We start from the raw sequence: 17,634 nt of genomic DNA on the forward strand, positions 1-17,634 counted from the left end.
AGCCCACGGCACAATTTGTAAACGAAAATCTCAAACCGTAGTAGTTAAAATAGGCACCTGTTCTGTAGTTTCAGGCTTCTATTATAGATTACTTTTAAATTTAACAATGCATGAATATACAGGAAAACATACAAAGGTTTAAAAATATCCTGAACAACGAAAATGTTACGCTCATTGCTGTGAGTAAAACTCACCCTGCAGAACTCGTTTTAGAGGCATATAGCGAGGGACTTAAAAATTTTGGCGAGAACAAAGTTCAGGAGATGGTAGATAAATTTGAGCAGCTGCCAAAGGATATTAACTGGCATATGATTGGCCATCTACAGCGAAACAAGGTTAAATACATTGCTTCTTTTGTTCATTTGATACATTCTGTAGACAGTGAGCGGCTTTTGCAGGAGATCGATAAGCAGGGCCAGAAAGTAGGCCGTGTGATCAACTGCCTGCTGCAGGTACATATTGCCAGGGAAGAAACTAAATTTGGTTTATCCGAAGAAGAATTATTTTCGCTGCTCAATAATCCCGAACTACAGCAACTAAAGCATGTGCATATAAACGGGCTAATGGGTATGGCTACCAACACTGCCGATGGCGAGCTGATCCGGCAGGAGTTCCGCTACTTGAAAAACCTCTTCGATCAGATCAGGCTGGATTACCCGCTGGATAACATTTCCATGAATGAACTAAGCATGGGCATGAGCAGCGACTATACCATTGCCCTGGAAGAAGGCAGCACCATGGTACGTGTAGGCAGTGCTATTTTCGGAAACAGGAACTACAGCGATCAGTAATCAATAAATAAGCAGCTACACAGTTTCCTTTGGGGCAGTTGACAGAAGACCCTTCCCGTGGAAGCATTCAGATCATCAAAATACTCAATACTCAATACTCAATACTCAATACTCAATACTCAATAACCAAAAATGTATAATTTTTTTCTACAGGCCGGGGCTGTTTTGGCAGGCCTGGCAGTGGCACTGGGCGCTTTTGGCGCTCATGGGCTGCGAAACATGCTGCTGCAAACAGGCAGAACAGCCAATTTTGAAACTGCCGCACAATACCAGATGTACCACGCCCTGGCCATATTGCTGGTGGGTGTTTTGCTGATCCACTACCCCCACCGCCAGCTGGTGTGGGCTGGCTGGTGCTTTATCGTGGGCATCTTCTTTTTTTCAGGATCCCTCTACATACTAAGCCTTAGCAATGTAACGAAATGGGGGGCTGTAACACCAATTGGTGGCGTAGCCTTTCTGGCAGGCTGGGTACTGTTGTTGATTGCCTTTATCAGAAATGCATAAAAAAAGCCCCTTGCAGTTTTGCAAAGGGCTCAATTTCTTTTCGGATTAAACTTAGCGTCCGGCAGCAGCGGTGGCGGGTACAATGTTACCAACCATTTTCACTTGTTCCTGCGCGTTAACAGCATTAGAAACAATGGTAACAACTTTGTTTTGAACGCCCATTTTACCGGCACTGTTAAAGGTTACCTTGATTTGTGCGGTTTTACCGGGAGCCACTGGCTCTTTAGGCCACTCAGATGCAGTACAGCCACAGGTTGTTAATACATTAGACAACACCAGTGGGGCAGTTCCTGTATTTTTGAAAGCAAAGATATGTTCGACCTTCTCTCCCTGCTTAATGTCGCCAAAGTTAAACTCTGTTTCCTCAAATGTAATTTGCGGGCCGTTTACGGCTGCGGCTTTCTGCTGCTGAGCATATGCTGCTACAACAAAGAGCATCATCAGTAGGCTAAGTGCTAATTTTTTCATAATTATTCGCTGTTGAAATCTAATGCTATTTAAAACGTGCATAATCTATTAACAAATATCAGCAAAAAAAATTCTTATTAAAATTAATCAGGTACAACTCTTTTGTAGATCTTGTTATTGCGGTATACAGCCACCGAACCCATTCAATGCCAGTATTTTCCTCGGTAAGATAACCCTGCTCAACAAAAACCGCCTCCCACTGTCCGCCCTGTGCCTTATGGCAGGTAAGGGCATAGGCAAATTTTACCTGCAGGGCATTCAAATAACGGTCATTTCGCAGCGCCTCTTTTAGCTCCTTCCCCTGCAGATCGGCATAATCCTGTCGTACCGCGTTGTAAAGCTTTTTATTGTCTTCAGGACTAAGGGCCGGGTGCGGGGAGTGCAGGCTATCCAGTATCAGCATGGCATCAAAAGTTGGCATGTCGGGGTAATCCGGCAGCCGCAGCATAACATTAGCAAATCTTAGGCCATGCATCTCATCAAAGGAAATTATCTTTGTTACTTCTGCAAAATCTCCGTTTGCCAGAAAACCAGCCGGAGAATCATTGGGCAGCCAGGTATAATTGTTTTTGGCTATCATGATAAGATCACCGGCATCCAGCTCACTTTCGGTAAAATGGATGGTGCGCCGGATGTACTGGTTGTACTGCACTGCTGCTTTATTGGAGCGGCATATAATCAGGCTGTTTTCTTCTCCGTATTTGTTATAGGCATACCGAAGGCCGTCTTCCAGCCGCTCACTCGTCATGCGAAAGGTATCTTCAAAACTTTTGGTATGCATTTGCACATCGGGCTTATCCTTTTGCAGCTCCTGCCGCAGGTTGGTTGCATTAAACAGGATGCCGCTGGTTTTCTCCTGCCGCACCACCTCTGTGAGCTGCACCTCCTCCACAGTTAAACGGTGGTACTGCCGTAAATAACCGGCGTTCAGGGCCGGGCTTGTTGCCTGGTGAACGGGCGGCAGCTGGGCATCATCTCCAATGAGCATAATTTTATTGCCTTCGCCTGAAAACACAAAATTCACAAGGTCTTTCAACAATCCGTAGCCGCCACCCGAAGGTGCATCCGAAAGCATGGAGGCCTCATCAACAATAAAGAGTGTATTCTTTGAGTAGTTTTTTTGCAGATCGCTGCCCCGGTACTCGCTGTCATCTTCAGAAAACTGGTGCCTGTATATGATTTTATGAATGGTGAATGCCTGTCTTTTAGCATAGCCCGACATTACCTTGGCGGCCCTGCCCGTAGGAGCCACCAGCATATAACGGTAGCCAAAGCGAGGCAGCACCTGCACCAGGGCACTTACGGCAGTAGTTTTACCCGTACCGGCGTATCCGCGCAGAAGCAGGGTATGCCGCTCCTCCTGCTGCAGCAGAAAATGATCCAGCTGATAAAAGAGCCGCATCTGGCCTTCGGTAGGCTTATGCTGAAACCGCTGGAGCATTAAATCGGAAGGTAGCATTTTAGGGTATTGGGTAGTTGGTATAGCGTGTTTAGTACAAAGTACAGGGTATATAGATAAAACGATGATAGCCGTTGGTTATATATTGCATTGCCACAACAGAGAGTGTCAGCAGGCAAAATATTCACTAACCCAGCAGCCACTCACTCACTGCGGAAACACAGTGGCCATGGAGGTGGTGGCTTTGGCTACCAGGCGGCGTCGGGGTTCTTTGCCTTCTTCTTCTATTACATCCCACACCTCGGCTTCGCAAAAATTGATTTTGCGGCCCTGCTTCAGTACCCAGCCTATGGCATGCAGTTTCTGACCAATTGCAGGCAAAAAGTAAGAAACCTTAATTTCGGCAGTAACCACATGCTGATCTTCCGGCACCAGCGTATAAGCAGCAAAGCCCGCTGTTATATCGGCCAGGGTAGCAATCAGTCCGCCGTGGGCATAGCCCTTTTGCTGCTGATGTTTTTCTTCTACAGTTAGCCAGCCTTCGGTACGGCCCTCTTCTATTACCTGCAGATCGAAGCCAATGAGGTGCATAAAATGCTGGCGTTCTAAAAATTTTCTAACCCTTTTTTCAAAATGAGGGTTGTGCGTTTGAGTCATCTGAACTTTTTTGCACAAATATACGCAGTTAGGGCTGCACAGTACATGGATTTAGTAAAACAGGTAGAGAAACAATACGGGCACCGCCTGCGGCTTAGGGTGTGCGGCATTTGCATAGAAAATGAAAAACTACTGCTGGTGCACCACAAAGGCGTAGGACCCGAAGGCGAATTATGGTCACCTCCGGGGGGCGGTATGGAGTACGGCAGCACAGCGCCAGATAACCTAAAGCGGGAGTTTTTGGAGGAAACAGGACTGGTGGTTGCGGTAGAGGAACAAATTTTTGTGCATGAGTACCTGGAGCCTCCCCTGCATGCTTTTGAGATTTTTTATATAGTAAAAGTAATGGGTGGAACGTTATATACCGGCTATGATCCCGAATCGGAAAGAGAGGCTCAGCTTATTCAGCACGTGAGCTTTATAAGCTGGGAGGAGATCAAACAGAAACCACCGGCGCATCTGCACCAAATTTTAAAGCACAGTTCTTCGCTGCAAGACTTGTTATGCAGGCGCGGGTATTATAAATTTAGCGTTTAGAACCTGTTTTAGGCTAAATACTATTTAGTTTTCCTGTAAAATCTTTATACTTGCACAAAACCATTAAAAATGACACCTACCAAAATCTTCTCGATTTTACTTTTCCTGGTAGCTATCGGATTAGGCTACTTTCTGGTAGATTCTATCAAATACCGCATCGACGAAAAAACCCGTGTTGCCAGAAATGAAGCACGTGTTATTGAAAAACTGAAAATGATCCGTGATGCGGAAACAGCTTATCTGGCCGTGCATGGCCGGTATACTGATAACTGGGACAGTCTGATTAGCTTTATCAGGCAGGGTAGAATTCCTAACGTTGTTAAGCGTGAAACGGTAATTCCACTTGCTTACGGTGCAGATAGTGTGTATGTAGAGTACGATACCCTTGGCTATGCAAGTGTGCGTGATTCACTGTTCAGCCCAAGCAAATATCCTACTTTCAACCCCGAAACCTTACCTGTAATTCCAGACAGTGATGGTCAGCGTTTTGAACTGTTTGCAGGTACTGTAACCACACCAGCCGGAGCAACAGTAAATGTTTTTGAGGCTAAGGATGTTTACGTACTCAACAAAGACCGCCTGAAAGAAACGCACCCTTACGGACCACTGCGTGTAGGTTCTCAAAACGAAGCTAGTATCCAAGGTAACTGGGAATAAAAACCTTGAACGCCATTTCTGCATCTTACTCGCTTGATCTAAAGATCAAAGACACCCGCTTCAGCATCGATAACCTGCAGGATTACAGCCTGCTGCTGCAAGCGGGTGAACGCGAGTTTCAGCTTGCAGTTATCGACACCAAAACCAGCCGCTGCCTGCTACTGGAACAGTACAATTTCAACAAGGTTAGCAGCGCGCAGGAATACCAGAAACTTATTGAATCTTTATTCGAAGATCATCACCTGCTTATGGCAGGTTTCTGGCATTCAGTGAAGTTTTCGGTTAAAAATTCTTTTTTTAGCCTTATTCCCGCTGCTTTGTTCGATAAGGAGCAGCTCCCTACCTATTTACGCCTTACAACGCCCCAGCTGGCCCTGAACCGTCCGCTCTATTACAAGCACCTGAAGAACAGCATTGTTACGGTATTTGCTGCAGAACAGGCCCTGCTGGATTGGCTGAACAAGCGCTATGCAAACCTGAAGGTACAGGTACTTCACCACATCAGTGCATTCGTAGAGGGCATTTTGCACAACCCCGACCATAGCAGCCAGCGAGAAATATTCCTGTTACTGGAAAATGGGATACTGTCGGTTGTAATCACGCATGAGACAAAGCTGCAGTATGCTAGTGTTTTTCGCTGTGGTACTCCTGCAGACCTGTTGCGCTACCTAATGATGGTGATACAGCACTTTCAACTGGATCAGCATACTACCAAAATACAGCTCTGGGGCAATGTAGATGCCAGCTCTGCCTGGTTCAAAGAAATACAGCCTTACTTTGGAAATCTCTCCTTTGGTGGGCGTCCGCGTTACCTAAGCTTCGGCTATGTGTTTGATGAAGTTCCCGAAGCGCGCTTTTACGATCTACTTAGCCAACACCTTTGCGAATAATGGAGAAACGTGTCGCATTATTTCCCGGCTCTTTCGATCCTTTCACAAAAGGGCATTATGATATTGTAGAAAGAGGCTTAAAGCTTTTTGATGAGATCATTATTGCCATTGGCTATAACAGCAGTAAGCAAACCCGTTATTTTGCCATAGATGAAATGGTGGAGAGTATTAACGGCAGCTTTACCAATGAACCGAGGGTGAGTGTAATTACCTACAGCGAACTGACTGCCACACTGGCCCAGCGCCTGGGGGCACGGTACCTGCTAAGGGGCCTGCGTAATACAACAGATTTTGAATATGAAAACTCAGTGTCGCAGGTAAACCGTTATCTTTATCCGGAGCTGGAAACTGTTTTCCTCATCACATCGCCCTCCTATGCTGCCATAAACTCCACCATTATCCGGGAGGTACATAAATATGGTGGCGATGTAAGTGAATTTCTGCCTTACCCCCTGAAGAAATAATAAACAAGAAAAAGCCCATCAGTACGATGGGCTTTTTCTTTGATGAACTTAAGTTAGCGGCTCAGATAAGCTTGGTGCTAAGGCTGTAGTATCTTTTGATAACATGCCTGATGCTGCGGAAGGAATTAACCATTGCCACCTGTGCATCACGCCCGCCCATCCAGCGAACATCTGTAATGCCTTCTTCCAGCTGCGGCTTCATGTCCTTATCGTTGATACACTCCATGCGGTACCAGTGGGTTTTCTTGAGGTGCTTTTTGCCGTTGCGGATGTAGGTATGCCAGGTGTGGGTGATTTTGTCTCCCACCTTTGCTTTTACATTGCACTCTTCTTCCACTTCGCGTAAAGCACCTTTACGTTTACCTTCGCCTTTATCGAGCTTGCCTTTGGGCAGGTCCCACTTATTTTTGCGGTAGATCAGCAGAATCTGGTCGTCTTTTTCAACAATGCCTCCTCCTGCTTTTACAATCTTAAACTGCTTTTTAACAGCTTTCTTGATGCTCTTATACTCCTTGGGCTCTACACTAAAGGTAATGCTGTCGAGTGCCCTGAAATCTTTCTCGTGCATCATGTTAATGAGTGCCTGTACCTGTACCAGGGTAGCCCCCTTTACAAGCACATCATCGATCAGCTTTTTACTGTCGATGTTATTGGAGCGTGCATCAAGCACAACGTCGTAAATCTTATGTTCCAGATCATCCGACGCTTTTGCCAGATTTACGGAAATGTCGTTAATGAAAATTTTCATGTAGCCAGTGCTATCGAGCCTGAAAGAAAAAAACTTTTAATGGATTCTACAACCAAAATGTAGAGTAAGTTACAGGCATTGCGTTAAATTCGCAGCATGAGCTTAGCTGAAGATCCAAATCAAATTAGCCGGCAAACAGCCAGCTTACTGCTGAAAATCGGTGCAATTCGCCTGCGCCCGGAGCAACCTTTTACCTGGGCCTCCGGCTGGAAATCACCTATCTACTGCGACAACCGCTTATCTTTATCCTATCCGGATGTACGCACCTTTATCAAACGTGCATTAACGCAACTGGTTACCCGGGAGCACCCGCATGTTGAAGCAATTGCTGGCGTAGCTACCGCAGGCATACCACAGGGCGCACTGGTAGCCGATGCCCTTAACCTGCCATTTGCCTATGTGCGCTCAAGCCCCAAAGGGCATGGCATGGAAAACCTGATAGAGGGAGACCTGCCCCGGGGAAGAAAAGTAGTGGTGATTGAGGACCTGATCTCCACAGGTGGCAGCTCATTAAAAGCTGCCGAAGCCCTGCAAAAACATGGATGCCAGGTGTTGGGCATGGTAAGTATTTTTACCTATGGCTTTGAGGTGGCCAGGCAAAACTTTGCTACCGCTGGTATTCCCCTGCACAGCTTAAGCAACTACCAGCTCCTGATTGAAGAAGCCCAGTCCATGGGCATGATTGGTGCTGCAGAAACAGAATCCCTGCAGGAATGGCGCAGCCAGCCCGATCAGTGGGGTAGAGACAAATAAAATGATCAGAACGGGTTAAGTGGGGAGGCTTAGGGCATGCCGAAGCCTTCTTCTATGCCCAGCCCGAAGAGTGCAAAATCGTAGCGCACAGGGTCATGCGGATCCAGGCTGCGCAGGTGGCCTGTAAGTTCAAGAGCTGTTTGCCAGCTGCTGCCCTTGCGGGTAATCAGTCTGAGGCTGCGGGCTACACGCTCCACATGCACATCGCAGGGGCAAACCAGTTGTGCCGGAGATATTCTATTCCAGAGCCCAAAGTCTACACCTTTGTTGTCCTTGCGTACCATCCAGCGCAGGTACATATTAAGCCTTTTACATGCCGAATTTCTGGCAGGTGTGGCAACATGCTTTCTGGTTCTGTCGGGGGCATCGGGCAGGCTAAAGAACAGCTTATAGAAGTGAACGAGACCCTCTTCTACAGTATCGGCACCTTTTTGCAGACCCATCAGAAAGGCGTCTTCCAGGGAATTGTGCTGCTTATAATACCAGGATAGAAAATAGACAAAATAGAGCAGGTCTGTATCGTTGAAAGTACGGTGGCAGAAACCCTGCAGGCGCCGCAGGTCATCATCTGTGTGGTGCAGCATAAAATCATGGGGGGCATCATCCATCAGGGCCATCAGCTGCCTGCATTTGCTAAGGATCATGCTGCGCCTGCCCCAGCCCAGGGTAGCCGCAAAAAAGCCACTGATTTCAATATCCTGTAGCTTGCTGAAGGAACGCGGTATGGCGATGGGATCGTTGGGAATAAAGGAGGGCTGGTTATACAGAGAGGCCTTTTCATCCAGGAATCTCTTTAGCTCTATTTTATTCATAACACTTCCTGATTCAGGGCAGCTGGTCTGCATCTACCATCAATCGTTTTTCCTGCTCGTCTTCCTTCCAGATTACCTCTACCCTGTCATGATCATGTTCCTTTACCTCCCAGTAAAAGGTAGGCATGGTAGCAATAAGCAGCGGTGAATCAAGCCCCGGCTTTACATATACCAGTTCAAACTGTTCCAGCTCATGTTCTGCAATGGTTGGCCAGCGCTGTAATATAAAGCCCTCTCCCATGGGCACGGCAAAATCGCTCCAGTAACTATGCTGCATATCCTTAATAGCAGGCGATGAGCGGTAATTATAGAGCACAGGTCCAAACTGCACCTCATGCACCGCTTTTCTGCTTAGGTATAGCCCATGGTGGCTGGTAAAAGGCTGCCAGCCGTCGGTAGCGCTTTCAGTTGTTTCGGTATTTGCTGCAGCAGGAGCAAATAACTTTGAAATAGCAGAAATCACGCTTACCAGGCCTATAAAAAGCAGTGAGAATAAGGTGATAAAAGGGTAGAATATTACAAAAAGCACTTGCCAGGCTTTTTTATAGAAGGTACTCATTGGCAGAATAAAGCAATTATACGTATGCTAGGAACAGTAACGGACTAAAATGGTTCCCGTAACACAAAAAGCCCCACCAGGGGCGGGGCTTTAAGATAGTACAAATTTCTTAAGGTACATAAGTTAAGCGCACCGGTACTTTTTCGCTGTAGGCACCCAATTTTTCATAGGCCTTGCGCGACAGCTTGATAAGCACTTTGTCGTTTGGTGCTGTAGCCGGCAATTTGCCAACAACCCGAACAAACACACTAAGGTTATTCATTTCGTTGTGCACCTGCATGATGGTGCCAATTGGTGCAGTACGGTGCAGGGCCAGGTATTTCTTGGTGTTCAGCGAGTCGTCAATGGTCATGGCCATGCCCATTTCTGTGATTTTGCGAACGCTGCCTTTCTCCATGGTAGAGGTTTCCAGCTCTTCCTGGCTTTGATCGCCAACCTGCGCTATTGCAATAGGGTTGGTATTATAACCATACTCCTTGGGTTTCTCTTCCTCCACCCCGTTACGCACTACCCTGTCAGTACTTTTGCGGGGCAGCCCTTTGGCAATGCCCACCACCAGTTTCTGGCCAATGCCCAGGTTATCGGTAACCAGCTGGTTCCACTCCCGCACCTGTGCAACATTGGTATCGTACATTTTAGCAATACTGTAGAGAGTCTCCTGCTCCTCTACGGTGTGCACTATTTTGCCTGAAAAGTCAATCCTGGCCTGCTGCTGTGCAGGTGTAGGCGCTGTATTACCGGGCCTGTTAACGCTGGCTGTAGTACTGCTGCCTGCGGCCGATGCTGTAGCATTTGTGGCACTGGCCGGCCTGTTTACCCGAAGGCGGTCTCCCGGGCTAATGGAGTTACCGGCAATATTATTCCATTGCTTGAGCTCCTCTATGCCAACATTGTATTGCCTGCTGATGCTGTAAAGTGTTTCTTTAGGCTCCACCGTATGGAACCTGCCGTTTGCAGCAGTAGCAGCCTGGTTAGGCCTGGTGTATGGTACTTTGATGATGGTACCAACTTTTAAACCTGTTTCAGTTTCAGGATTAACCTTTACCAGGTCGGCAACGGATAGGTTGTATTTATTGGCAATTCCGAAAAGTGTTTCTTTTGGTTCTACCCGGTACAGTACATAAGTTTTACCGTTCACAACTTCTGTACCTACAGAATCCTTCAGTAGCAGCACGCTGGCTTGTGCAACCATTATGCTTCCCAACCAAAGTATAAAAAAGGCAGTAAGTCTTTTCATATGCTCCCCTCTGTTCATTGTAGGTTATAGCCTTTTAAACATGAACTGTTTTCTATAAAAAATAATTGCTGATTCCACACCATAAATGTCTCGGATCCGGGTTTATGCAGGTCTGATGCCATTATTTGCTGTAAAAGAAGGTTTCCTTCTGCATCGAAGACTGCAATCTGATTTGCCATTTTTTCTCCATCTGCAGTATAGAAAGAAATCGCCATTTTATCAAAAACATGTAAGTATTCACAACTTTTTAGAGCCTCCGCCCCCAGGTACATTTGCAGGAATTCTGCCACTGTGCTGAAATGAGTTTCCCCCTCTTCAAAAACAGCGGGTAATAATAAATTATTATGCTGTGGTCCGGAAACATCTGCTGCTGCTCTAAGCTTTTCCACAGCCTGCTCATCCAGATCCTGTACGCTGCCATCCAGTAAATGAATAGCTGCCCACCCCTCTTCTTCGCCTTCGCCTTCTCCTGTTCTGCCCACACTCACCTCCTTTGCAAAAAACACATGCCGGTAATTGCTTACGGCCCAGAGCACTTCCTGGTTTTGGGCTGCGAGCGCCACGGTGGTTACATTTGCAGGATTCTCCAGGTCATCAAACTGCTGAAAAAGCAGCACATTTCCCTGGCATGCCACTAGGTTGGTGAGCAACCCACCCTCCAGGCTTAATCCTTCAAAAATTACCCTATCTTGCAAAGGTTGCAGATATGCAAAGCTGACCTCCTGTAATTGGTTCCTGACCTCCAGCGCCAGGCTGCTGTTCAAAGAATCGGCTTTTATCTGCCAGATTCTGCCAGGAGCCTGATAAGAAAAGCTAAGAGGCAATTGTTGCGGCAAGGCTTTTTGAGTAAATTTCTGTAAAATTAATTTATTTACGCGCCAAAAAAAATGATTTTCAAAAGCTTAATCCCCCCGGCTTTAAAGTGCCTGTTTTTTTTGCTGGCAGGACTTTCTATGCTGACGGTGCAGGCACAAATTATGCCGCCCAATGTACAAACAAGGGTGCTGGTGGTAAAAATAGCCTCTGAAATCGACCCGCGTACAAACCGCTATACCGAACTGGCGCTGGAGGAAGCAACAGACTGGAACGCAGACATCATCATACTGGAGCTTGATACCTATGGTGGCCTGGTAACGGATGCCGATGAGATCCGCACCCGCCTGCTGGAGTATGAAATTCCTATCTGGACCTTTATCAACAAAGATGCCGCCTCTGCCGGTGCCCTTATAGCCATAGCTACCGATTCAATATATATGGCCCCCGGCGCCAGCATAGGTGCCGCTACGGTGGTGCAGCAAACGGGAGAAGCCGCCCCTGATAAATACCAGTCCTATATGCGTTCCATTATGCGCTCTACCGCAGAAGCCAACGGGCGCGACCCGCGTATTGCCGAAGCCATGGTAGATGAAAACCTGGAAATTGAAGGTGTTAGCAAGCAGGGCGAGGTGGTTACTTTTTCTACTTCAGAAGCTATTAAATGGGGCTTTGCAGAAGCACAGGTAAGAAGTATTGAAGAGATACTGGAGCGTAACGGTGTTACAGACTATGAGATCAAAACTTTTGAGCTTAGTACCACCGAAAAGATTGTTTCTATATTCATCAATCCTTTTATCAGTGGTATTCTAATACTGATCATCATTGGCGGACTTTATTTTGAGCTGCAAACGCCTGGAATAGGCTTTCCCCTGCTGGCAGCCGTAATTGCTCTGGTCCTCTACCTGGTGCCCTACTACCTGAACGGACTGGCCGACCACTGGGAAATTATACTGTTCTTTGTAGGCATTGCACTTATTGCCGCAGAGATTTTTGTGATACCCGGGTTTGGCATTGCCGGCATCAGCGGCTTTATTCTTACCCTGGGCTCGCTCATTCTCATCATGATCGGCAACGACTGGTTTGATTTTGAATTTGTAGCCGTTTCGCAGGTGTTCAAAGCTTTACTAACTGCCACTGCAGGTATGCTTGGCGGTGTTGTACTAATTGTGTTTGGTGGCATTCGCTTTGCCGAATCAAAAGCATTCAACAGGGTTGCGCTGCAGGATACTCAGGACAGAAAAAAGGGCTATACTTCTTCCTTTAGAGAACAGTCGCTGATAGGCCTCACCGGTGTTTCCTATACAGTGTTGCGCCCCTCCGGTAAGGTCATGATAGCCGACAATATTTACGATGCCTACACCCGCGGTGAGTACATTGCACAAGGCGAGCAAATTGTAGTAACTGAAGATACAGGCTCTACGTTAAAGGTGCGAAAAGCAATATGAAAATACTGGGAATAATACCTGCCCGCTGGGGCAGCAGCCGCTTTCCGGGCAAGGCACTTGCCGATATCGGGGGCACACCAATGGTAGTGCGTGTATGGCAACAGGTGCAGCAGTGCCCTGAGCTAAGCAAGGTAGTAATAGCAACCGATTATGAAGCCATCGCCAAGGCTGCTACCAAAGCCGGGGCTGCCGTCTGCATGACCAACAGCCACCACCCAAGCGGTACCGACCGCTGCGCCGAAGCCCTGCAGCAACAGCAGGAGCAGTACGATTATGTGATCAACATACAGGGCGATGAGCCATTTATCGATCCCAGGCAGATAAGTCTGCTGGCAGATCTGCTGGATGGAGAAACACAGCTGGCAACCCTCATCAAACGCATCTGCCATGCTGATGATCTCTTCAGCCCCAATGTGGTGAAAGCGGTAACCGATCAAAAGGGGCAGGCGCTCTACTTTAGCCGGGAGCCTATTCCGCATTTGCGCAATGTACCCCGCTCAGAGTGGCTGGAGCAGCACCTGTGGTTCAAGCATATTGGCATTTATGCCTACCGCTCCGATATTCTGCAGGAAATAACCAAGCTGCCCCAGGGCTGGCTGGAAAATATAGAATCGCTGGAACAGCTCCGCTGGCTGGAGGCTGGTTACCGCATCCGCACTGCCGAAACCCAGCTGGAAACTTCCGGTATCGACACCCCCGAAGACCTGGAGCGGGCCTTAAGGCTGCTCAAGAACCAGGAAGAGCTAAAGGCTTAGCATGAAAATTGGCAAAGATGTTTTTATAGCCCATACTGCCACTGTTATCGGTAATGTGGTACTCGAGGATGAAGCCTCGGTATGGTTTGGCGCTATCGTAAGGGGCGATAGTGACCAGATCCATATAGGTGCCCGCACCAATCTGCAGGATGGTGTAATTATTCATGTAGATCCCGGTGTTCCGGTAAGGCTGGGTAATGATGTAGTGGTGGGGCATGGAGCTATTATACATGGCGCTACCGTGGGCAACTGCTCACTGATAGGCATGCGGGCAACGCTGCTGAATGGTGTAAAGATTGGCCGGGGCTGTATCATTGGCGCCCACAGCCTGCTAACGGAAGGCGCCGAAATACCGGATAATTCGCTTGTGATGGGCACTCCCGGCAAGGTGGTAAGAAGCCTTACTGCAGAGCAGGTGGAACGTATCAAGAAAAATGCTGCCCATTATGTAGCCCTGGCCAAACGCTACCAGCAGGGCGAGCTGGAGATTTACCAGCATCAGTCCAAATCTAACTAAGCAATGAAGCCCCGCCAAATGGCAGGGCTTCTTTGTATCTCTTATAGATTGATGAAAATTACTTGCTGAATGCCTCTACATTGTTGTTCATATCGCTGCCATAAACCGGGAAGCTGATCTTGATGAGTGCATACATCCCCTGCCCTTTTACACCCGGACGGTAGCCCAGCTCACCATTGTAGGCCCAGCTAAGGTTGCGGTTAAATTTGCCATCAATACCAGCCCTGAAACCAAAGAAGTTCTTCCCTAACTCTGCAGTGCTGTAGGGCACAGATAAAGGATTGGTCGGGTCAGGTCTGTAGAAAACATCTTCATAGGTAATGCTGCCGGCAAACAGAACATCTGCATAAACCGTCAGGATCAGGTCTTTCACCAGGTCGTCATAAGTACGGTCGGGGTTTATGGCAAAGTTCTTGATCCAGGCATAAGATCCACCCACATAACCACCCTTAACCTGTGCTCCTATAAAAGGATTCAGGTCCGGACCTTCAGGCCGTCCGTCGGTCCAGTCGTTAGGCAATGCGGCACCCTCAACATTGTTCAGGGTTATTTCACCTGCATCGTACATCCTGTCCAGGTCTACGGTAGTCTGGTAGTAATAACCACCACCGCGTATGCCTATAATTTTTCTTACCTTGGTCTGCACCTTAGATTTATCTGGCACCATTGAGGCCCATTTGGCACCTGCATAGCGCTTGGAATAGAGGTAAATCAGGCTTTCCACATCTTCTTCAGTGTCCTTGAAATGGTAGGTACCCCCAATTTCAGCATAGCTGAAAACAGTATGCCTGTTCTGGATCTCGGTAGAATTGTTGAAAGCTACATTGCGCTGAAGATCCAGGTGGCGGCTGTAGGGCGAGCGGAAGTGAGCCCTGAAGTCGGCCTTATCTTTCCAGTAATAGCTGGCTTCCAGGCCATAGCCAATGTTGGTATTAGTTCTGAACAACTCGGTGTAGATGGGCTGAAAACCAATCCACAGCTTATTGATTTCATAGGGCGCATCGTAAATAGTCTCAAAAGTGAGAATCTTATCTTCGTTGCGTCTGCCCTGGGCTAAAAGCTCGCCTGCCAGTAACAGGGTAAGGGTAAGGAGCAGCGTAATTTTTTTCAAAGCAGATATAGGCTAGCGTTATACAAGGCGTTTTGGTCTATTCAGGTTATAAATATACAAAGCGGCTATGTATGAGGGCCGTTAATGCAATATTTTCAGCCATTTTGCATTTTTCCGGGCTACTTGCACAACAACAGAAGAATGCGTAATTTTTGGTAATGAAGAAGCTCCATAAGCAACCTGCCTGCCTAAACTGCAACCGCCCTTTAAGCAGCACCGACAACTTTTGCTCGGGCTGCGGACAGGAAAACACCAAGCATACCATTAGCTTTGGCACGTTTCTGCATGACTTTTTTAGTAACTACCTTTCTTTCGATTCCAGGATTGGGCGCAGTACAGTGCCATTTCTGCTACAGCCGGGCTTGCTTACCAAAAAATTTAACGAAGGCAAGCGCACCAGTTTTGTTCATCCCCTTAGGCTGTACCTGATCATCAGCTTTGTTTTCTTCTTTCTGCTCTCAATGTTAATCAATCAGGTGGTAGAAGAAAGGAAAATATCACTTTATGATGGTAAAACCTTCTCGTTAGGCAACGAGCCAGGTCCGAATGAAAAACGTATGATTCAGGCAGGCATTGATTCTGCACAGGAAAAGCTGAATGAGAAAGATTCTACCCTGGTACAGCTTCCGGACACTGCTCTTATTGCAAGCAGCCGGAAAGCCGGTATTGATTTTATGTCGCTGATGCGGAACCAGGTTCTCACTGACGAGCAGGTGCTGGACAGCCTGCAAATGGACAAGAAGAGTGAATTAGACAGGCTAATAGTGCACCAGGGCAGAAAGGTTTTTCAGAAAGATATGGATGTCTTCATCCCCTACCTGATCCAGAACCTTTCAATCATGATGTTTTTGCTGCTGCCTGTTTTCGCTTTTTTCCTCTATGTACTTTTCTGGCGCAGAGAAAAGTATTACATAAGCCATGTAATACATGCGCTGCACCTGCACTCTTTCAGTTTCCTGATCCTGGCCCTGTTACTGTTTCTGGCCTTCTTTTATCAAAGTGGCTTATTGGTATTTGCAGCATTCCTCATCGTAACCCTTTATGCATTTTTCTCCATCAAAAAAGTATATGGACAGGGCTGGTGGAGAACACTGCTTAAGTTTAACGTACTGGGCTTTTGCTATTTTATGACACTGCTTTTTGCTGTAATGGCAGAGGTGGCCATTTCCTTTGCCCTATTCTGAGTCTTATGCTGATTTATGATGGTCTTTCATTCAGCACTGCCTGAAGGCTGGAAAGGCTTGCCTCTTTGAGTCTGCTGATTTCCTCCTCACCCAGGATCATAGATACAAAGAGCGTTTCGAACTGCGAGGGTGCCAGGTACACGCCCTGCTCCAGCATTTTTCTGAAGTAGCGGCCAAACAGTGCTGTATCGCATGTTTTCGCGGTATCGTAGTCATACACTTCCGATTCGGTAAAAAACAGGGAGTACATCGACCCAACCTGGTTGATGGTGTAGCGCAAACCTAACTGGCCAAGCACCTCGCGCAGATCGTTTACAATACGATTGCTTATTGACTCGAGCTGCTGGTATAGCTCCGGATGATCATTCAGGTGGCGCAGCATGGCCAGGCCAGCTGCCATGGCAATAGGATTACCCGAAAGTGTACCTGCCTGGTAAACGGGTCCGGCCGGAGAGATATATTCCATAATATCACGGCGTCCTCCATATGCACCAACAGGCATGCCTCCGCCAATAATTTTTCCGAGAGTGGTCAGGTCTGCCTGAACCCCAAAGCGCTCCTGAGCTCCTCCTCTGGCCAGGCGAAAGCCCGTCATCACCTCATCAAAGATCAGCACAATACCTTCCCGGTCACAAATTTTGCGTAAGCCTTCCAGATAGCCCGGTTTTGGTGCAATACAGCCCATGTTACCCACCACTGGCTCCAGGATAAGCGCTGCAATTTTGCCATTATTGGTAACAACCAGTTCCTCAATGGCCTGCAGGTTATTATAAGGAGCAATAAGGGTATCCTGCGCCGTGCCCCGGGTTACTCCAGGGCTGTCGGGGGTGCCCATGGTAAGGGCTCCGCTGCCGGCGGCTATCAGAAATGAATCTCCATGGCCGTGGTAACAACCTTCCAGCTTTATAATCTTATCGCGGCCGGTAAAACCACGTGCCAGCCTAATGGCCGACATGGTCGCTTCTGTGCCGCTGTTTACCATGCGTACCTTTTCAATGGAGGGCACCATGCTGGTGATCAGTTCAGCCATATCTATTTCCCTGGCCGTGGGAGCACCAAAAGACAGCGAATAGGGCAGCGCCTCTGTTATAGCCTGCTGCACTTTTTCATTGGCATGCCCCAGGATCATTGGGCCCCAGGAATTGATCATGTCTATATAGCTGTTGCCATCCTCATCGTAGAGGTAGGCACCCTTAGCCTTTTGCATGAAAAGAGGTTTACCTCCTACTGCCCTGAAAGCCCGCACCGGACTGTTTACCCCACCTGGTATAAAGCCCTGGGCACGCTCAAAAAGCTGGTTACTCTTTTCCTGATTCAGCATAATAAA

Annotated in this window: 21 protein-coding genes; 11 read left to right on the top strand and 10 right to left on the bottom strand. The window is 47.6% G+C overall.

Annotated features, from left to right (window positions below; all coding sequences use genetic code 11):
• The first annotated feature begins 110 nt into the window (after positions 1-110).
• Both KWJ01_RS11020 and KWJ01_RS11025 read left to right on the top strand, forming a co-directional pair.
• Entirely contained in the window at positions 111-791 is a 681-nt protein-coding gene (locus KWJ01_RS11020) for a YggS family pyridoxal phosphate-dependent enzyme (protein ID WP_224996493.1), read from the top strand.
• A gap of 132 nt (positions 792-923) precedes the next feature.
• Complete coding sequence (locus KWJ01_RS11025) at positions 924-1,298, top strand: DUF423 domain-containing protein (RefSeq protein ID WP_224996494.1); 375 nt, start codon at positions 924-926, stop codon at positions 1,296-1,298.
• A gap of 51 nt (positions 1,299-1,349) precedes the next feature.
• Here the strand turns inward: KWJ01_RS11025 and KWJ01_RS11030 are convergent, their stop codons facing one another.
• From KWJ01_RS11030 to KWJ01_RS11040, 3 genes are all read right to left on the bottom strand, one after another.
• Positions 1,350-1,766: a DUF1573 domain-containing protein gene (locus KWJ01_RS11030; protein WP_224996495.1), complete on the bottom strand. Its 417-nt coding sequence runs from the start codon at positions 1,764-1,766 to the stop codon at positions 1,350-1,352.
• Positions 1,767-1,824: 58 nt separating this feature from the next.
• Entirely contained in the window at positions 1,825-3,225 is a 1,401-nt protein-coding gene (locus KWJ01_RS11035) for an ATP-dependent RecD-like DNA helicase (RefSeq protein ID WP_224996496.1), read from the bottom strand.
• Positions 3,226-3,372: 147 nt separating this feature from the next.
• Positions 3,373-3,822 (bottom strand): PaaI family thioesterase, encoded by a 450-nt coding sequence (locus KWJ01_RS11040; protein WP_224996497.1) that lies wholly within the window; start codon positions 3,820-3,822, stop codon positions 3,373-3,375.
• Between the two features lie 45 nt (positions 3,823-3,867).
• Between KWJ01_RS11040 and KWJ01_RS11045 the strand changes: the two genes are divergently transcribed.
• The 4 genes from KWJ01_RS11045 to coaD all read left to right on the top strand — a co-directional run bounded on the left by KWJ01_RS11045 (position 3,868) and on the right by coaD (position 6,370).
• A complete protein-coding gene (locus tag KWJ01_RS11045) occupies positions 3,868-4,359 on the top strand; it encodes an NUDIX domain-containing protein (RefSeq protein WP_224996498.1) in 492 nt (163 codons plus the stop codon).
• 69 nt (positions 4,360-4,428) lie between these two features.
• Positions 4,429-5,016, top strand: a complete 588-nt coding sequence (locus KWJ01_RS11050) for a hypothetical protein (protein ID WP_224996499.1) — start codon at positions 4,429-4,431, stop codon at positions 5,014-5,016.
• A gap of 5 nt (positions 5,017-5,021) precedes the next feature.
• Positions 5,022-5,906 (top strand): DUF3822 family protein, encoded by an 885-nt coding sequence (locus tag KWJ01_RS11055; protein WP_224996500.1) that lies wholly within the window; start codon positions 5,022-5,024, stop codon positions 5,904-5,906.
• Complete coding sequence (gene coaD / locus KWJ01_RS11060) at positions 5,906-6,370, top strand: pantetheine-phosphate adenylyltransferase (RefSeq protein WP_224996501.1); 465 nt, start codon at positions 5,906-5,908, stop codon at positions 6,368-6,370. The genes KWJ01_RS11055 and coaD overlap by 1 nt, the downstream gene beginning before the upstream one ends.
• A 61-nt stretch (positions 6,371-6,431) precedes the next feature.
• Here coaD and KWJ01_RS11065 read toward each other — a convergent pair whose 3' ends face one another.
• On the bottom strand, positions 6,432-7,118 hold the full coding sequence (locus KWJ01_RS11065; RefSeq protein WP_224996502.1) for an NUDIX hydrolase: 687 nt from the start codon (positions 7,116-7,118) through the stop codon (positions 6,432-6,434).
• A gap of 96 nt (positions 7,119-7,214) precedes the next feature.
• Between KWJ01_RS11065 and pyrE the strand changes: the two genes are divergently transcribed.
• Positions 7,215-7,871: an orotate phosphoribosyltransferase gene (gene pyrE / locus KWJ01_RS11070; RefSeq protein ID WP_255651062.1), complete on the top strand. Its 657-nt coding sequence runs from the start codon at positions 7,215-7,217 to the stop codon at positions 7,869-7,871.
• A gap of 29 nt (positions 7,872-7,900) precedes the next feature.
• On the opposite strand, the gene KWJ01_RS11075 is transcribed toward pyrE, so the two are convergent.
• The 4 genes from KWJ01_RS11075 to KWJ01_RS11090 all read right to left on the bottom strand — a co-directional run bounded on the left by KWJ01_RS11075 (position 7,901) and on the right by KWJ01_RS11090 (position 11,315).
• A complete protein-coding gene (locus tag KWJ01_RS11075; RefSeq protein WP_224996503.1) occupies positions 7,901-8,683 on the bottom strand; it encodes a TIGR02757 family protein in 783 nt (260 codons plus the stop codon).
• 13 nt (positions 8,684-8,696) lie between these two features.
• A complete protein-coding gene (locus tag KWJ01_RS11080) occupies positions 8,697-9,242 on the bottom strand; it encodes a hypothetical protein (RefSeq protein ID WP_224996504.1) in 546 nt (181 codons plus the stop codon).
• 109 nt (positions 9,243-9,351) lie between these two features.
• Positions 9,352-10,479 carry a LysM peptidoglycan-binding domain-containing protein gene (locus KWJ01_RS11085; RefSeq protein ID WP_224996505.1) on the bottom strand — a complete coding sequence of 376 codons (1,128 nt, stop codon included), beginning with the start codon at positions 10,477-10,479 and terminating at the stop codon, positions 9,352-9,354.
• A 14-nt stretch (positions 10,480-10,493) separates the two neighbouring features.
• Complete coding sequence (locus KWJ01_RS11090) at positions 10,494-11,315, bottom strand: DUF4905 domain-containing protein (RefSeq protein ID WP_370634706.1); 822 nt, start codon at positions 11,313-11,315, stop codon at positions 10,494-10,496.
• Positions 11,316-11,414: 99 nt separating this feature from the next.
• On the opposite strand from KWJ01_RS11090, the gene KWJ01_RS11095 reads away from it, so the two are divergent.
• Genes KWJ01_RS11095 through KWJ01_RS11105 form a run of 3 tightly spaced genes read left to right on the top strand, consistent with a single transcriptional unit; the run spans position 11,415 to position 14,012 of the window.
• Positions 11,415-12,740 carry a nodulation protein NfeD gene (locus KWJ01_RS11095; protein ID WP_224996506.1) on the top strand — a complete coding sequence of 442 codons (1,326 nt, stop codon included), beginning with the start codon at positions 11,415-11,417 and terminating at the stop codon, positions 12,738-12,740.
• Positions 12,737-13,495 carry a 3-deoxy-manno-octulosonate cytidylyltransferase gene (gene kdsB, locus KWJ01_RS11100; RefSeq protein ID WP_224996507.1) on the top strand — a complete coding sequence of 253 codons (759 nt, stop codon included), beginning with the start codon at positions 12,737-12,739 and terminating at the stop codon, positions 13,493-13,495. The genes KWJ01_RS11095 and kdsB overlap by 4 nt, the downstream gene beginning before the upstream one ends.
• 1 nt (position 13,496) lies before the next feature.
• Complete coding sequence (locus KWJ01_RS11105; RefSeq protein ID WP_224996508.1) at positions 13,497-14,012, top strand: gamma carbonic anhydrase family protein; 516 nt, start codon at positions 13,497-13,499, stop codon at positions 14,010-14,012.
• A 58-nt stretch (positions 14,013-14,070) separates the two neighbouring features.
• Here KWJ01_RS11105 and KWJ01_RS11110 read toward each other — a convergent pair whose 3' ends face one another.
• Positions 14,071-15,123: a hypothetical protein gene (locus tag KWJ01_RS11110; protein WP_224996509.1), complete on the bottom strand. Its 1,053-nt coding sequence runs from the start codon at positions 15,121-15,123 to the stop codon at positions 14,071-14,073.
• A 158-nt stretch (positions 15,124-15,281) separates the two neighbouring features.
• Between KWJ01_RS11110 and KWJ01_RS11115 the strand changes: the two genes are divergently transcribed.
• Positions 15,282-16,307, top strand: coding sequence for a DUF3667 domain-containing protein (locus KWJ01_RS11115; RefSeq protein ID WP_224996510.1), 1,026 nt, complete (start codon positions 15,282-15,284; stop codon positions 16,305-16,307).
• A gap of 13 nt (positions 16,308-16,320) precedes the next feature.
• Here the strand turns inward: KWJ01_RS11115 and hemL are convergent, their stop codons facing one another.
• Complete coding sequence (hemL, locus tag KWJ01_RS11120) at positions 16,321-17,628, bottom strand: glutamate-1-semialdehyde 2,1-aminomutase (RefSeq protein ID WP_224996511.1); 1,308 nt, start codon at positions 17,626-17,628, stop codon at positions 16,321-16,323.
• Positions 17,629-17,634: the final 6 nt, after the last annotated feature.

The organism is Cesiribacter sp. SM1 (assembly GCF_020178975.1).
Lineage (GTDB): Bacteria > Bacteroidota > Bacteroidia > Cytophagales > Cyclobacteriaceae > Cesiribacter.

What these genes read in the sequence shown, in the direction of transcription:
- KWJ01_RS11020 (WP_224996493.1), top strand. Translation starts at nt 111, where the DNA reads ATGAATATACAGGAAAACATACAAAGGTTTAAAAATATCCTGAACAAC.
- KWJ01_RS11025 (WP_224996494.1), top strand. Translation starts at nt 924, where the DNA reads ATGTATAATTTTTTTCTACAGGCCGGGGCTGTTTTGGCAGGCCTGGCA.
- KWJ01_RS11030 (WP_224996495.1), bottom strand. Translation starts at nt 1,766, where the DNA reads ATGAAAAAATTAGCACTTAGCCTACTGATGATGCTCTTTGTTGTAGCA.
- KWJ01_RS11035 (WP_224996496.1), bottom strand. Translation starts at nt 3,225, where the DNA reads ATGCTACCTTCCGATTTAATGCTCCAGCGGTTTCAGCATAAGCCTACC.
- KWJ01_RS11040 (WP_224996497.1), bottom strand. Translation starts at nt 3,822, where the DNA reads ATGACTCAAACGCACAACCCTCATTTTGAAAAAAGGGTTAGAAAATTT.
- KWJ01_RS11045 (WP_224996498.1), top strand. Translation starts at nt 3,868, where the DNA reads ATGGATTTAGTAAAACAGGTAGAGAAACAATACGGGCACCGCCTGCGG.
- KWJ01_RS11050 (WP_224996499.1), top strand. Translation starts at nt 4,429, where the DNA reads ATGACACCTACCAAAATCTTCTCGATTTTACTTTTCCTGGTAGCTATC.
- coaD (WP_224996501.1), top strand. Translation starts at nt 5,906, where the DNA reads ATGGAGAAACGTGTCGCATTATTTCCCGGCTCTTTCGATCCTTTCACA.
- KWJ01_RS11065 (WP_224996502.1), bottom strand. Translation starts at nt 7,118, where the DNA reads ATGAAAATTTTCATTAACGACATTTCCGTAAATCTGGCAAAAGCGTCG.
- pyrE (WP_255651062.1), top strand. Translation starts at nt 7,215, where the DNA reads ATGAGCTTAGCTGAAGATCCAAATCAAATTAGCCGGCAAACAGCCAGC.
- KWJ01_RS11075 (WP_224996503.1), bottom strand. Translation starts at nt 8,683, where the DNA reads ATGAATAAAATAGAGCTAAAGAGATTCCTGGATGAAAAGGCCTCTCTG.
- KWJ01_RS11080 (WP_224996504.1), bottom strand. Translation starts at nt 9,242, where the DNA reads ATGAGTACCTTCTATAAAAAAGCCTGGCAAGTGCTTTTTGTAATATTC.
- KWJ01_RS11085 (WP_224996505.1), bottom strand. Translation starts at nt 10,479, where the DNA reads ATGAAAAGACTTACTGCCTTTTTTATACTTTGGTTGGGAAGCATAATG.
- kdsB (WP_224996507.1), top strand. Translation starts at nt 12,737, where the DNA reads ATGAAAATACTGGGAATAATACCTGCCCGCTGGGGCAGCAGCCGCTTT.
- KWJ01_RS11105 (WP_224996508.1), top strand. Translation starts at nt 13,497, where the DNA reads ATGAAAATTGGCAAAGATGTTTTTATAGCCCATACTGCCACTGTTATC.
- KWJ01_RS11115 (WP_224996510.1), top strand. Translation starts at nt 15,282, where the DNA reads ATGAAGAAGCTCCATAAGCAACCTGCCTGCCTAAACTGCAACCGCCCT.
- hemL (WP_224996511.1), bottom strand. Translation starts at nt 17,628, where the DNA reads ATGCTGAATCAGGAAAAGAGTAACCAGCTTTTTGAGCGTGCCCAGGGC.